At 43.9% G+C, this 14,423-nt stretch carries 11 protein-coding genes; 4 read left to right on the top strand and 7 right to left on the bottom strand.

Annotated features, from left to right (window positions below):
- Positions 1–33 precede the first annotated feature (33 nt).
- Complete coding sequence (locus R2Q85_RS20470) at positions 34–1,323, bottom strand: SGNH/GDSL hydrolase family protein (protein WP_316813659.1); 1,290 nt, start codon at positions 1,321–1,323, stop codon at positions 34–36.
- A 17-nt stretch (positions 1,324–1,340) separates the two neighbouring features.
- Positions 1,341–2,546, bottom strand: coding sequence for an OmpP1/FadL family transporter (locus tag R2Q85_RS20465; protein WP_316813658.1), 1,206 nt, complete (start codon positions 2,544–2,546; stop codon positions 1,341–1,343).
- A 294-nt stretch (positions 2,547–2,840) separates the two neighbouring features.
- On the opposite strand from R2Q85_RS20465, the gene R2Q85_RS20460 reads away from it, so the two are divergent.
- Positions 2,841–5,567, top strand: a complete 2,727-nt coding sequence (locus R2Q85_RS20460) for a carboxypeptidase regulatory-like domain-containing protein (RefSeq protein WP_316813657.1) — start codon at positions 2,841–2,843, stop codon at positions 5,565–5,567.
- Here the strand turns inward: R2Q85_RS20460 and R2Q85_RS20455 are convergent, their stop codons facing one another.
- Positions 5,568–7,112 carry a PspC domain-containing protein gene (locus tag R2Q85_RS20455; RefSeq protein ID WP_316813656.1) on the bottom strand — a complete coding sequence of 515 codons (1,545 nt, stop codon included), beginning with the start codon at positions 7,110–7,112 and terminating at the stop codon, positions 5,568–5,570.
- Complete coding sequence (locus R2Q85_RS20450) at positions 7,109–7,477, bottom strand: PadR family transcriptional regulator (protein WP_316813655.1); 369 nt, start codon at positions 7,475–7,477, stop codon at positions 7,109–7,111. The genes R2Q85_RS20455 and R2Q85_RS20450 overlap by 4 nt, the downstream gene beginning before the upstream one ends.
- Positions 7,478–7,714: 237 nt before the next feature.
- Here R2Q85_RS20450 and R2Q85_RS20445 point away from each other — a divergent pair, with 237 nt between their 5' ends.
- Positions 7,715–7,873 (top strand): hypothetical protein, encoded by a 159-nt coding sequence (locus R2Q85_RS20445; RefSeq protein ID WP_316813654.1) that lies wholly within the window; start codon positions 7,715–7,717, stop codon positions 7,871–7,873.
- A 2-nt stretch (positions 7,874–7,875) separates the two neighbouring features.
- Here the strand turns inward: R2Q85_RS20445 and R2Q85_RS20440 are convergent, their stop codons facing one another.
- Together R2Q85_RS20440 and R2Q85_RS20435 are read right to left on the bottom strand one after the other, a co-directional pair.
- Positions 7,876–9,018 carry a putative sensor domain DACNV-containing protein gene (locus R2Q85_RS20440; RefSeq protein ID WP_316813653.1) on the bottom strand — a complete coding sequence of 381 codons (1,143 nt, stop codon included), beginning with the start codon at positions 9,016–9,018 and terminating at the stop codon, positions 7,876–7,878.
- A 36-nt stretch (positions 9,019–9,054) separates the two neighbouring features.
- Positions 9,055–11,301 carry a TonB-dependent receptor gene (locus tag R2Q85_RS20435; protein ID WP_316813652.1) on the bottom strand — a complete coding sequence of 749 codons (2,247 nt, stop codon included), beginning with the start codon at positions 11,299–11,301 and terminating at the stop codon, positions 9,055–9,057.
- 124 nt (positions 11,302–11,425) lie between these two features.
- Here R2Q85_RS20435 and R2Q85_RS20430 point away from each other — a divergent pair, with 124 nt between their 5' ends.
- Complete coding sequence (locus R2Q85_RS20430; RefSeq protein ID WP_316813651.1) at positions 11,426–12,088, top strand: metal-dependent transcriptional regulator; 663 nt, start codon at positions 11,426–11,428, stop codon at positions 12,086–12,088.
- A gap of 18 nt (positions 12,089–12,106) precedes the next feature.
- A complete protein-coding gene (locus R2Q85_RS20425; protein WP_316813650.1) occupies positions 12,107–13,393 on the top strand; it encodes a DUF2130 domain-containing protein in 1,287 nt (428 codons plus the stop codon).
- A gap of 1 nt (position 13,394) precedes the next feature.
- Here the strand turns inward: R2Q85_RS20425 and rlmF are convergent, their stop codons facing one another.
- Positions 13,395–14,342, bottom strand: coding sequence for a 23S rRNA (adenine(1618)-N(6))-methyltransferase RlmF (gene rlmF / locus R2Q85_RS20420; RefSeq protein ID WP_316813649.1), 948 nt, complete (start codon positions 14,340–14,342; stop codon positions 13,395–13,397).
- Positions 14,343–14,423 lie beyond the last annotated feature (81 nt).

Below are 14,423 nucleotides of genomic sequence, written 5' to 3'. Positions count from 1 at the left end.
CAAAAACCTGGGGGCTTTTTTTATCAAAGGCAATTAAGGAAACTTAACCCCTCTGAACCTGGTTACATCAACAACCGGGATGCTTGAGCCATACTTTGTATTGATGGCTGCGATAAAGGCGTTAGCCGTAATGGCGTAACCCAGTGGCGTTAAATGGATCCCATCCAAAGAGAAAAGGTTACCCTGGATAAATGCAGCACTCACCGGTATCCCGTTGGCAGATTTACCTCCTGCATATTCATTCAACACCGAATAAGCGTCCATCAGGGCCAGGCCCTTTGCATTGGCAATCGTTTTAATGCTGGTGTTGTAAGCAGCAATGTAATCGTTAACAAGGGCCACTTCGGCTTTATCCAATACATATTTGCTTTCAACCGGATTTAAGGGATGCAAACCATAAGGTATGTTTTGCCCGTTAAGTTTACCCATTACGTTTGCCGAACTTAATGGCAGGGTAAAAAGATCTTCGGCAGTTGCTGCCCTTGCTGGTCCTGAGCCTGGTTGTATAAAGATTTCTTTTACCGACGCGCCTGTTGGCGTTGCATTGATGGCGGCCAGTAAAGTTTTTAAAGTAACTGTTCTGAAATAGGCCGTAGTGGTTACATCCGGAATGGTGGCTACCACGCCTTTGGCACCTGTAGAAGTCAACTTGTCTATCACCGCACTGTAGGCTCCGGAAAAAGTAGCCTTTGGTGTAGGCGCATCGGTAGCCGCTCCTGCACTTGCATAGGAAAGAATATCATTATTGCCCAGCCAGCAACTAAAAAAGGTCCATGGTTTTGCGGTCGCCAATTGCATATAGGTACTTGTCGCTACACTGGCATCAGGAAGCATCCGCTCAAAGTAATTATTTAAGGTTCCGTATCCCGGTACATTGGCATGGACCAGTTTAATACCAGGTACCCCAAAATTTTCAATATCACCAGTGTATTTGGTATATAAAACCATAGTACCTGCCTGGCCACGAACAGCCAGGTTCGATGTTTCGGGTACAATGGTAGGCACACCATTGGTTAATGCCGTAAGTTTAAGGTAACCCGATCCATTAAATTTATCCGCCGGAAAAAACGGAGTGCTGAAACTACCTCCCCCAACGGATTTCATTTGTCCTGCAATCAGTTCAGGATAGGAACTTTGCTGACCCTCCAGGTATAGGCCTCCGTCTGAGAAACCTGCAGTGAGCGAATTACCCAGGGCAATGTAACGGCTAAAGTCGGCCGTTCCCTTGCTTGGCACAATGGTATCTATGGTTGGTTTGCAGGAGGCGAGTCCGGCAACAAGTGCTGCTGCAAGCGCAGTTTTATAAAAATATGTTGAATTCATGATGATGCTTTTGAAAATTAGAATTTATAAGATAAAGCTACACCCGGGATATAAGCCACGGTTTTAAATGTGCCACTCAGATTGGTCTCGTGATTGGTCTCGGTTCTGGATTTTAAGTTCTCGTATAAGAATGAAAAATCAACACCAAAACGTGCTGAAGGTTTTAAACCAATACCTGCACTCAGCAACAACCTGTCTGCATCAGGTACTTCAGGTGTTACATAACCTTCCCCTACAGGAGATAAAGCATACCCAACACCTGCCCTTAAAGTAAGGAAAGAGGTGGTCTCATTTTGTATACCTACCCTGAAGGTGGCCGCGTCATGATAGTTACGTGGCGATACAGTCGCTGTACCATTGTCATAATAAAAACCCAGCTCCTTATAGGTATGCCACCATACCCAGTTTACATCCAATGCAATGGTTGTTTTTTCCGATGGATAAAAGCCAAAACCGATGGTGCTGGTAGCAGGCAATGGCAGGCTTGCGTTGAACTTACCTGGCAGCAGGGGCTGTACAGAAGCAGGTGCGTTAAAGAAATTGGCAGCTCCGTCTTCTACTTTGGCAGTTACCTGCGAACGATGGGTTATACCAACAGAAACCCCTGAAATGGTTTTAATAAAAATCCCGGCATTCCAGCCAAAATCTTTTGAATCGCCTTTCAGCTGTGCCGTGGTTTGCTGGCCATTACTGGTATAAGGCAGTGCCCGTTTAAGGTCGACATGCCCAAGCGCATAGACCAGGCCAGCACCTATGCCTATGTTATCGGTGATTTTGAAGCTAACAGTAGGTTGAATATAAATAGCCCGCAGGTCCAGAGAAGTTAAGGTATACTTTCCGGTCCAGTCTTCATTCCAGTGCATCGCACCTCCAAAAGGGGTATAAGCGCCAATTCCAAACCTTAAACGGCCTTCGGGCGAACCAAATACCGCATAGGCAGCTGCAGGTGTAGGGATTTTGTTTTTATTGTATTCGGTAACCGGTGAACCTGTTTCATTAAAGGCCGTTTTAAGGAAAATGCCATGGGCACCAGCCTGCACTCCATTTTGTTTAAGAAAGGAAACTGCTCCCGGATTAAAAAACACAGCGGCTTCATCCAGGGCCAGACCCGCTCCGGCACCGCCCATTGCGGTTTGTTTTTGGCCCTGGAGGTTAACCTGGAAAGATTGCGAAAATCCCCATACAGGAACGGCCAGTAAAAAACTCAGTAAAATCTTCTTCATTGGTATTTGTTTTTAAGAGATGATTTGTTAGGAATTTGGTTAGTTAATAATAAAATTGCTTGTCATACTTTACAACAATGTTTGCCTGCGGTATGTTTTGGCTAATATATAACTATGCAAGCATAATAAAAAATATTATTCACTGGCGGCTAAAAAAGAAAAGGTATGCACCCGCAGGAAGATTTGAGGGTGGAGTTGAATTAAGTGTCAAAAAATGTTAAAGATGCAAATTGCTAATACATTCCTTTCATAAATGAATATATTAGCAATTATTAATTGCATACAACCATTTTGATGAGATTTATAAAATTTTCCATTGCCTTCTTTATATTTTTTACCAGCCTGCAGTTTTCGGCCTTTGCGCAACAGGACAGCCTTGTTTTAGACAACATCATAAAGAAAACAAAAAAGCTTACAGATGAGCGCCCGGTAGAAAAGGTATATCTGCATTTTGACAAACCTTATTACAGTGTAGCCGATACTGTTTGGTTTAAGGCCTACCTGACTATGGAACAAAACCTGCTTTCGCAATTGAGTAAAATCGTTTATGTTGATGTGATCAATAACAGGGACTCATTGGTGCAAAGCTTAAAGCTACCTGTTGTTGGGGGAATGGCTTACGGAAATATACCATTAAATGTAGGCACTTACCAGCAGGGGAATTATCACATTAAAGCCTATACCACCTGGATGCTGAATTTTGGGGAAGACTACTTTTTCAGTAAAAATATTGCCATTGGCGAAGCCATTGACAAACAGCTGAATACCCATTTTAGTTATAAAACCACGGAAACCGATAAAACTCAGGTGGTAGATGCCACGATCCAGTTTAAGAACCGCGACAATGTAGTGCAGGCCAATAAAGTGGTAAACTGGAAGGTATTGTCTAACTACGACATCATCGCTAAAGGCAAGGGCACAACAGATCAAAACGGCTTCTTAAGGATAAAGATAGATCCGCGCAAAAGTGAGAAGATCGTAACCGGCGAGCTGATTACCGACCTTAGCCTGACCGATAAAGACATCATTACTTCTTCATTTAAATTTAAACCGGTAACGCCGGCGGCCAATGATGTACAGTTTTTCCCCGAAGGCGGTGAGCTGATTACAGGAATAGCTTCACGCATTGGTTTTAAAGCGATCAATGGTAAAGGCCAGGGCATCGATCTGAAGGGATCGGTAGTGGATGAAGGAGGGAATAAGCTGATCGATTTTAGTTCCGGTCATCTGGGCATGGGTTCTTTTTACATCAATGCTGAGGCAGGTAAATCGTATAAAGCGAATGTTACTTTTAGTGATGGGACCAGCAAAAGCTTTGATCTGCCTAAAAGCATAGCTTCCGGAATAATTGCGCAGGTAAACAATGCGGATTCTACCGCCTTTAATCTGAAGATCATTGCCAACGACTCCTATTATCAGGCCAATAAAGGCAAAACTTTATTTATAGTGGCCACCAATGGCACCATTATTTACTATGCAGCAAAGACCAGACTGAATACACAGGTAACTACAGCCAAAATCCCCAAGGATAAATTTCCGGCGGGCATAGTACAGATCACGTTGTTTAATGAGACCGGCGAACCGGTAAGTGAAAGGCTGGCCTTTAATTACCAGCTGGATGGCCTGAAACTTGGCCTTAAAGCCGATTTACCAAGTTATAAGCCAAGGCAGAAAGTGAAACTGGCGGTAGCGGCTAAAAATGGCGCACAACCGGCGGAAGGTTTTTTCTCTATTGCAGTTACAGATGAGCAAAAGGTTCCCGTAGATGAGAATGCTGAGATCACCATTTTAAGTTCACTGCTGCTGACTTCAGACCTGAAAGGTTATGTAGAAAAGCCAAACTATTATTTTAATAAAACCAATGCGAAGAAGCTGGCAGATCTGGACGTGCTGATGCTGACGCAAGGTTTCCGCCGCTATGCCTATAAGGAAATCCTTGCCAATAAATATCCGCCGATTACCTTTTTACCGGAACAAAGCATGAGCCTGACCGGCACACTCAGAGACCGGACCGGAATGCCCATCAGAAAAGGCATATTGCGCTTAACCGTTCCGGGAACCACCCAGGCGGCAGAAGTACAAACCAGCCCTTCTGGAATTTTTGCTTTTCAGAACCTGACTTTCCAGGATTCTGCAGATGTGGTGATCAACGCCAAATACAGCGTGAACGGACAGGGGCCAATGATCATGCTGGATGGACAACCTGCCCCCCAGCTTACCAGCAATCCTTATCCTGCTGACGAAGTAAACAATATTGACAGTACTTTATCTTCTTACCTGAACAACAGCAAAAGAAAATACAGCTACCTCCGTACACTTAAAGAGGTAAAAATTGAAGGTGCAAAAGCAAAAAGGCCAAGTCATGCCGATTACCCGGCTTTATCTGGCCTCAGTTCCATTTCGGGCACTGTAATAGACGGGGAGCGCTTTTCAGGTTGCAATATCCTGGCGCTTTGTTTACAATCCATGGCTACGGGCTTAACTTTTTATGAAAACAATTTTTATGTAAGCAGAGACTATCAGCAAGGCAGCAGGGTACCGGTACAGATATTTTTAAATGGTATGCCGATTGACTATTTCGGCCTTTCCAGTGTGCAGGCGGCTGATGTGGAGAATGTCGAAGTTTTTACAAAGGATGAGCTGGGTACGGTAAACCGGATGTACAATACCAATGGGGTGTTGGTGGTTAATACCAAGAAAATCCCTAAGGGTACTAAAATGAGTATGGAAGAGTTTAAAAAGCTGATCCCTGACCCTAGTGTACTTAAACTTAAGCCCAGGGGCTACAGCAAGCAGCGGGAGTTCTATTCTCCGAAATATGTGAATGCAGCGGCTACCTACAATTTTAATGACTTGCGTACCACCATTTACTGGAACCCTAAAGTAGTAACTACTGCCGAAGGTGGACTTTCATTTGAGTTTTACAATGCAGATGGTAAAGGTACTTATAAAGCTGTTATTGAAGGGGTAGACAAGCAGGGCAATATTGGCCGCTATGTCTACCGCTATACTGTTAAATAATTAATCTTCGTGTTTTGAAGCTGCAGGCGGATTTTTACATTCCAGTCCTGAGGTGGTCATGATCCATTCATTGTACTGATCGCCTCTTGCATCTTCATTACAGCGTCCGTAATCGTATCCGGCCAGGTACCATTCAAATTCACGTCTGATGTTCAAAACGGTGCCAACGGGCACTTTAAGCAAAAGCTCCACTTCCTGTGCACGCCAGTTCAGGCCCGGATTAAGCTGCAGCATTGGGCTGAAAGTAAGTAAAGAATCCTGTTGCAGATAATTGTACTGAATGTTCTTTGCATTCTTTAGCGCCGTTTCAAAGGTTTTACCCTGGGATTTATAATTCTGGATCAAGGTAACTTTGCCATCATCACTTCTTTCTATCTTTAATTTGATGTTCCTCGGGATGTCAAAAGGCCCGTCGAGGTCGTTCAAGATCCTTCTGCCTTTGTAGTCTTTCGGGTCTATGCGGTAATTCAGACTGTCCTCTTTGGTAAAAAAACGGGACCTGTTGATCTCCAGCGTATAAATTTTGTAGGGTTTGAATTCGCTGACCTGGGTAAATTCTGCATGCTCCTTAAATTCAGAAGATATCTTGGCGACGTAAAAAAAACTGAAGACCACGCCAGCCAGCCATACGATCAGCAAGCCAAAAGACAAGGTTTTATTGACCGATCTGCCATTGAAAGCTACCCGTATAGCAAACAGGATAAGGGCCAGCACGGGAACACCAATTACCGTAAAAAAAGCTAAGAATATGGCCGGAATATATTCCTGGTTGATGACATTTAAAGGGAAATAAGTAAAGACACTGGCATCCCAGAAACCGAATAAAGCAGCGATGGCAACAATGAGCCCCAGTATCACCATCGAGCCAAAAATGGCAATGCTCACTGCGATCACTTTGAGGATCACCTTGCCTGTGCCCTGCATGAAATTGGCCAGCACATCAAAGAACTCGGCTATAAAGCCGCGGGATTGTTTAACCAGAGGATGCTGGCTGTTTGCAATTCCACGCAGGGTAGGCTCTTCTCCATACATAGACATGCGTTCAAATCTGGTGCTGGCCTTTGGTACCATGATCCAGAAAATGATATAGGCCAGAATACCTGATCCGAACAGGAAAATGATCAGAAAAGCAAATACCCGGATCCATTTCACGTTTACGTCCAGGTAATGTGCCAGACCCGCACATACCCCGGCAATCATGGCCTGGTCTGTATCTCTGTACAATTTTTTTACCGGATCGTATTCAGCTGAAGCCGCATAGCCTCCTTCAGCCTCTTCAGAGTTTTCAAAGTCTTTTACAGAACCCATTTGCTGGATCACGGCTTGTACATCTGCAATGCTGATCACCTGCTTTTGCTGCGCTGCAAGCATTTCGGCAAACATTTCTGCGATCCTGTTTTCAATATCCTTCACAATTTCAAAATCATCAGCATTTCTCGCAAAATGTTGTTTCACCTCATTCATATAAACTGTGAGCAGTTCATAAGCATCCTCTTCAATAGGAACGATGGAGTTTCCTATATTTATGTTGTGTGTTTTCTTCATGATTTGTTTAAATTAATTGGTCCTTTAGATTCCTGGTCTGCTACTTTTTTTGAAGTATCAATGGCATAGGCCAGTTCCTGCCAGGTATTGTCCAGCTGTTTCAAAATGGCCTTGCCATCTTCAGTGAGCACGTAATATTTACGTGGCGGTCCGGAAGTAGACTCTACCCAATGGTAACTCAGCAGCCCATTGTTCTTTAAACGGGTAAGCAAAGGATAGAGCGTACCCTCCACTACCAGAAGTTTGGCCTGTTTCAATTCGGTGATAATATCGGAAGCATAAATTTCTCCTCTCGATATTATAAGCAGCACACAGTATTCAAGTATGCCCTTCCGCATTTGTGTTTGCGTATTTTCTGCTATCATAGGACAAAGATATATGCTTTATATAGTAATATGCAATACATAGTACTATATAAAATACAGAAGCATCACTAACAAGTCTGATTATCAGTACAATAATTTTCAAATTGGAAAATAAAAAAGAGGTGTTTGTCAATGGAATTACGAAAAAACAAAAGTTTTCAACAATTCCACAGCTTTTGAAAATTATGGCTTACAGTTTGTTAGTATTTGAGTACATCTACTTAAATACATCTACCTATGTTAATCAAACTTAGTCCGATTCTTCAGGTTTTTGCCAGGCAAAAGGAAGAAAAAAAAGAAAGGCCCCTAACCCGAAAAGAATGGATTAACCTGGACCGCATTGTGATGATCACCCTGGTCATCGCCGTCATTGCCGGCGCTATCATTTTTTCTTAGTTTTAGAGCAACAAAGTATCAATCCGATGTGCCTGTACCCTGTTTTGATGTGCAGACCAGGTATAAATGGTGAAATGTCCATCCTGCGACGCTACTAATGCTGTAGCATCCCTTTGGTCATGAACAAACTGTGCAGCAGAAAGATGCCTGGTACCACCTACTTTTGCCGGGTGCATAATGGTTGCAGCACCATCAACAATTGGCTCGGAAAAAGACAGCTCATCAATATTTTCCTTACCCTTGGCCCGTCCTATTTTTGCTCCAAACGCCAGTAGTTCGTAATCGGTACTGATCACAGTAGCCCCGTCCACAGCCGTTAGTCCGGCCAGGTGTTCCACTTCACGCTTCAGCGCCGTCTGCCAAAAAATCTGGCTGGATTCCTTCCTGTCCTGCTGCAATAATTTGGATAAACCTGTAAAAGAAGGTTGTATGCCATACTGAATGGGCTTAATGATAGATTGTAACCAGTTCTTGGTATCATTTGGCACAACCAGCAACGTACCGCCACGCCCATGCGCGCGCATGGAAACGGCCAGCTGGATCAATACGTTCACCGAATCGTTCCAGTACGAGGGTGCAGTGAGGTCGAGTAAGGACAACAATACCGGCGGACAATCCGGCAAGCTGGTATGATGTCCATCCACTACTTTTACCTGGTCGCCTTTCAGCACCGCCAGGTTGGTAAATTTACCGAAGCCATAAATCCTGCGGTGCTTGATGACCAGCAATGCGGGCTCAGAGACATCCACTACAAAGCAAAAATTAGGAATACTAACTGTTGTTCCCCAAACATACAGTTCCCCTTCTTCTATCCAGACACCCAGATGAATACCTGCACGTTCTACACCCGGGGCAATTTTTGTAAGTACGCCCGGACTTAAAGGCAAACGCTGTTTGAAAAGCAGCGGATTGCCCGCCTGGATTGGCGGTAAAAAAGCCAGTGATATTTTTGGAGAATGCCCTTCCTCCTTACGCAGGCTTGCCCAGAAGGTGGCATCAATAATGGCTTCTACCACATCTGCTGTAGGTAGGGGTGCCAGATCTTCTTCACCATTTTCACGGGCTGCATTGAGGTGTTGCGCAAAAATGGCTTCCATTTTTGGAGCAACTATTCTTGCGGCCTGATACGTGGTGCGGTAGATCATGCCATAAAGTTAATGGATTTACGGCAAACAATCGCATCATTTAATTGTCAATCTAAACCCAAGAAAACCCCTTATATTTTGATTAGGCCCGTAAACATAGGTAGGGTCAAAAGTTAAGTTGTAGGGGTTATCCACCTCCGGATGCTTGTCAAAGGGATCATTTGCCCTGGCGATGATAAAAGGGTTTCCCCTGTTGGGTGTCCAGTTGAGCAGATTTTTAATGCCACCATATACTTCGATATTTTTGAACCCGGCAAAGCTGAGCTGGATATTCTGAATGCTCCAGGTTGGGGAATATTCCTTTCGGGGATCAGAGTCGCTCAACAAAGGTAAACGCATAGGGCTATAAATGTTACCGGTATAATCAACGGACAGTTTAAGTGGTCGGATCTTATAGGACACCGCCCAGTTCCCCGAAAATTTCTCGGTAAGGATCTGCTGTTTCTTAACCCCATGCTCATAGGTGGCTACGTCCTGGTAAGTGCCTCCAAATATAATTTTTAAGCCATTATGGAGGCTCAGGTCCATATTTGCGCTAAAACCCTTGCTCACTGCATAACCATCCAGGTTATCATAAACGATTTCATCAGGGTTGCTGTCAAAATCACCAATAATCCTGTTGTTGAAATAGGTATAAAAAGCAGACGTTTCTATGCCAAAGAAAGTCCCGTTTTCGGCATACATCTTTTTCAGAAAATTCAGGTTTATGTTATAGGTTTTTTCAGGCTTTAACTCATGAGTTACCTTCACTTCCCTTGCACCCGTTAAAGCAGCATGGTCTTCTGTAAAGATATTGACCACCCTAAAGCCTGTCCCGGCATTTAAACGCAGGATATTATTTTCGTTGATGCTCCACTTATAGGCAAACCTCGGGGTAAAGATATTGCCGTGTACGGAATTGTAATCGTAACGGAAGCCGGCCAGCAATTTATGTTTTGGTGCCAGTGTAAGCTCATCCTGAACAAAAATACCGGGCAGCCAGGTATTCTTTTTTAAATCCTGGTTCATTCCGGTGGTCGCAGGCGTATTGTCGCCGTAATAGGTATAGCGCATGGCTGCACCAAAAAGCAGGTCATGCTTCCCTATCTGCTTGTCCCAGGTAAGCTGGGCAAAGCCAATCTTTTGTTCTGCAATGTAAGAGGTAGTGCCATACCTGCTGTCCTGATTGTGCTCATTGTAGGAAAAGGCCAGGAATAATTTTTCAGCTACAGGCAACTGGTAATTCCCGATCACTTCCCAGCGATTGGTATAAATGCTTTCGCCGTAAACCTGGTCACCTCCCCTGTACGATTTGTTCCATTGCATTTCTCCACCCCACCGGTCTTCATACACATACCTGCCACCCAGTGTAAAGATCCTGTCCTGCTTTCTTTTAAAATTCCATTTCTGAAATACCGAAATGCGGTCCTGCAGGGTTACGTCGGTAAAGTTATCATGATTGTGGTCTACAGGATTACCGTACTTAAAGTAATTCAGGCCGGTCAGCACGTCGATGTTTTTGCCTGCTTTAAACTTAAAGCCCAGGTCTGTATTCAATTCCTGGTAGCTGGTGGCAAAAATATCCGCAGAAAACAAAGCTGCATTTTGTGGCTTTTTGGTAATGATGTTGATCAAACCACCCACAGCCTCACTTCCATATAAGGAAGATGCAGGGCCTTTAACAATCTCTATCTGTTCTACCAGCGAATTGGGTATCCCGGAAAGACCATATACACTTGACAAGCTGCTTACAATGGGCATACCATCGATCAGGATCATGGTATAAGGCCCTTCCAGACCATTGATATGGATGTCACCGGTATTACAGATGTTGCAGTTGAGCTGCGGCCTGACGCCGTTTACATTTTGCAGGGCTTCAAAAATGCTGGGTGTGGGGTTCTTTCTGAAAAATGCCGGGGTATATACTTCAACCGGAACCGGGCTTTCCAGGCGTTTCACCTCTTTTAAAGTTCCTGTAACCACTACTTCGTTTAAATCCTGCTGCAAATTACTGAGGTCAAAGTTGAGCTGCACCTGTTCCCCTTCTTTTAAAACAAGTGATTTCAGCATTTTTCTAAACCCGACCGCCGAAGCCTGAACTTTATAAGTGCCGGAGGCCAATTTGCTGAAAACATAATTCCCGGTACTGTCTGTTTTTACAGTTAAGGATGTGCCCTGTAAAATGAGATTTACGGCTGGCAAGGGCTTCCCTTCTGAACTGACCTGGCCACTGATGCTACCTGATTGTGCTACAGCAGCAAAAGAACAGTAAATGAATACACTAAAAGTAAGGATTATGCGCATATTTTATATTTATCTAATTTTAAATTCAATACTACAAAACTATAAAAGTTAGGTATACCTAACAAATACAATTTGATATATTTAATTTTTTTGTTAAAAGAACAATTTCATCTAAGTTTGTAGCATGCTGTCTTATACCGAAGAAAACTATTTAAAAGCCTTACTGATGTTGAGTTTCCAGAACGAGGAGCGACCGGAAGCCGGCACCAACGAAATGGCGGCCTATTTGGGGGTAAAACCTGCTACGGCTACCGATATGCTAAAAAAGCTGAAGGAAAAGGAACTGGTAACCTATCAGAAATATGGAAAGATACTGCTGACAGAACTGGGCAGAAAAAAAGGGATAATTATATTGAGGAAGCATCGCCTCTGGGAAACCTTCCTGTATGAGAAACTGGATTTTAGCTGGGATGAGGTCCATGAAGTTGCAGAACAACTGGAACACATCCAGTCGGCCAAACTGGTAGACAAGCTGGAGGAATTTTTAAATTTTCCTGAATTTGATCCGCATGGAGATCCCATTCCGAAGGCAAACGGAGACATTCCTGCAATTGATAAGGTATTACTTGCCGAAGTAAAAACCGGGGAAAGCTGCAAGGTTGTAGCGGTTAAGGATACCTCAGCACTTTTTCTTCAATACCTGGAAAAATTAAAGGTCACCATAGGCACAAAAATAAAAGTACTGGAGGTGATAGATTTTGATGGCTCACTGAGCATTCAGATTGAAAAAGAAGAGGCCAGAAGTGTTTCTATGAAGTTTGCGGAAAGCTTGTTTGTTAAGAGATAGTTGTAAATTGCCAAACATATGTCTACAGAAATAAAATGTCCCAATTGTTCCCATACTTTCCCTATCGAGGAAGTCATGGCAGAGGAGTATAAAAAAGACCTTCGTGAAAAAATGGTCTCCTTTACCAAACAAAAGGATGAGGAATACAGCAAAAAGCTGAATGAGTTTGCCCAGCAGCAAAAACAACAGGAACAAGCTTTCGAATCACAGAAAAAGCAACAGGCCCAGCTTTTTGAACAGAAACTGGAAGCAGAAAAAAAACAGCTGCAACAGGTGTTAGAAGAAAACTTACGCAAAAGCATTGCCGCTGATTTTGAGAACAAACTGCAATTGCTGGACAATGCCAATAAAGAAAGTGAAGAAAAATTAAAGCTTGCCCGCTCCAAAGAACTGGACTTTATGAAAAAAGAACAGGCCATGAAAGAGAAAGAGGCAGAGATGGAACTGCAGATCCAGCGCAAACTGCAGGAACAGCGGGCAGAAATGGTAGAACAGATCCGAAAACAGGAAGCAGAAAAAACAAATTTAAAAGATACAGAACACCAGTTGAGGGTAAAAGAGCTGGAAAAGCAACTGGACGACCAGAAGAAACTGGCTGAAGAGATGAAACGCAAGGCGGAACAAGGATCGATGCAGTTACAGGGCGAAGTACAGGAGCTGATCCTGGAAGAACTGCTGCGCAATGCCTTTCCCTTTGACCTGGTTACCGAAGTAGGTAAAGGGGTAAGGGGTGCAGATTGTGTACACCATGTCCGTAACCAGTTTGGGCAGGACTGTGGCAAGATCATTTATGAAAGCAAGCGCACCAAAGATTTTTCGATGGAATGGATTGAAAAGTTAAAAAAGGACATGCGCAGCATGGGGGTAGATGTAGCGGTGATCGTTACCCAGTGTTATCCGAAAGGAATGGATTGTTTTGGAGAAAAAGATGGGGTTTGGATCTGCTCTTTTGATGAAGTAAAAGCGGTCTCTTATATTTTAAGGGATGGGATTGTGAAATTGTTCAGTGCTGCCAAATCCCAGGAAAACAGGGGCGACAAAATGCACATGCTTTATGATTACCTGACCAGCAATGAATTCTCTGAGCAATGGAAAGCCATCCGGGAAGGCTTTATGAGTATGAAACTTTCCATTCAGCGCGAACGGGACGCTATGGAAAAATTATGGAAGGCCAGGGAAAAACAATTGGAGAAAGTGATGCTGAATGCCGCGCACATCCGCGGATCGATTGAAGGTATTGCGGGCACGGACAGCATCCAGCTCAGTCTTACTGACGATGACGACGAACCATTACTGCTGGATTAATTTAGCTCCTCCATCTTTTCTGCGCCCATTCCCGCTGTTCGGCTTCGGTTAAAAAACTCCAGGCCACAAAACGGCTGATCTTTTGACCCTGGGCCATTTCAATGGTTTTGATTTCTTTTACTCCTGCGTACTGCAGCGTTTTGTAAATAAAGGGCAGGTTACTGCTTTTAGAAACCAGACTGCTGAACCACAGGCACTGACTGGCAATCAAAGCGCTGTCTTCGACCATATTTCTGATAAAGACCAGCTCCCCACCTTCGTACCACAATTCGGAATGCTGACCACCAAAATTGAGGACAGCCTCCTTCCCCTTTAGTTTGCCCAGGTTTTGCAGCTTTCTTCTGGTGCCTGACTGGGCTTCGGCTGCAGAGGCATGAAAGGGTGGATTACACATGGTAAAATCGAACAATTCTCCGGGCTTCACAATGTCCTTAAAGATATGCTGTCGGTTATTTTGCAGTCTGCAGCTGATGGAATTACTCAACACAGGATTCGCCGCGACAATCGCCCGCGCCGTTTTGACAGCCAGGGGATCGATATCCGAACCTGCAAAAGTCCATCCATATTCCTGTACACCTATAATCGGATAAATGCAATTGGCACCGAGCCCAATGTCCAGCCCTTTTACCGCTTTACCCTTTGGAACAATACCCGCATTGCTTTGCGCCAGCAGATCTGCCAGGTAATGCACATAATCCGCCCTGCCGGGAATGGGCGGGCACAGGTAATTTTCGGGAATATCCCAGTTTGAAATTCCGTAGAAATGCTTCAGTAAGGCCTTGTTCAGCATTTTAACAGCCAAAGGATCCGCAAAATCAATAGACTCTCCGCCATGGGAATTGATGGCGACAAAGGGATATAAATCCGGCAGGCTCCTGATCAGTTCCGGAAAATTATACCTGGACCGGTGTTTATTCCTTGCGTGGAGGATGGTTTTTTCTTCAGACATTCCTTTAAAAATTAAGCAAAGGTAAGGCTTCTGCACAAACAATTGGATATGTAAGAAAGCATGCCTTACTTTGTAAGGCAA

Origin of the sequence: Pedobacter heparinus (genome assembly GCF_032678725.1) — a bacterium.
Lineage (GTDB): Bacteria > Bacteroidota > Bacteroidia > Sphingobacteriales > Sphingobacteriaceae > Pedobacter > Pedobacter heparinus_A.
Note: the sequence above shows the minus strand (reverse complement) of the source record. Positions and strands in the feature narration are given on the sequence as shown.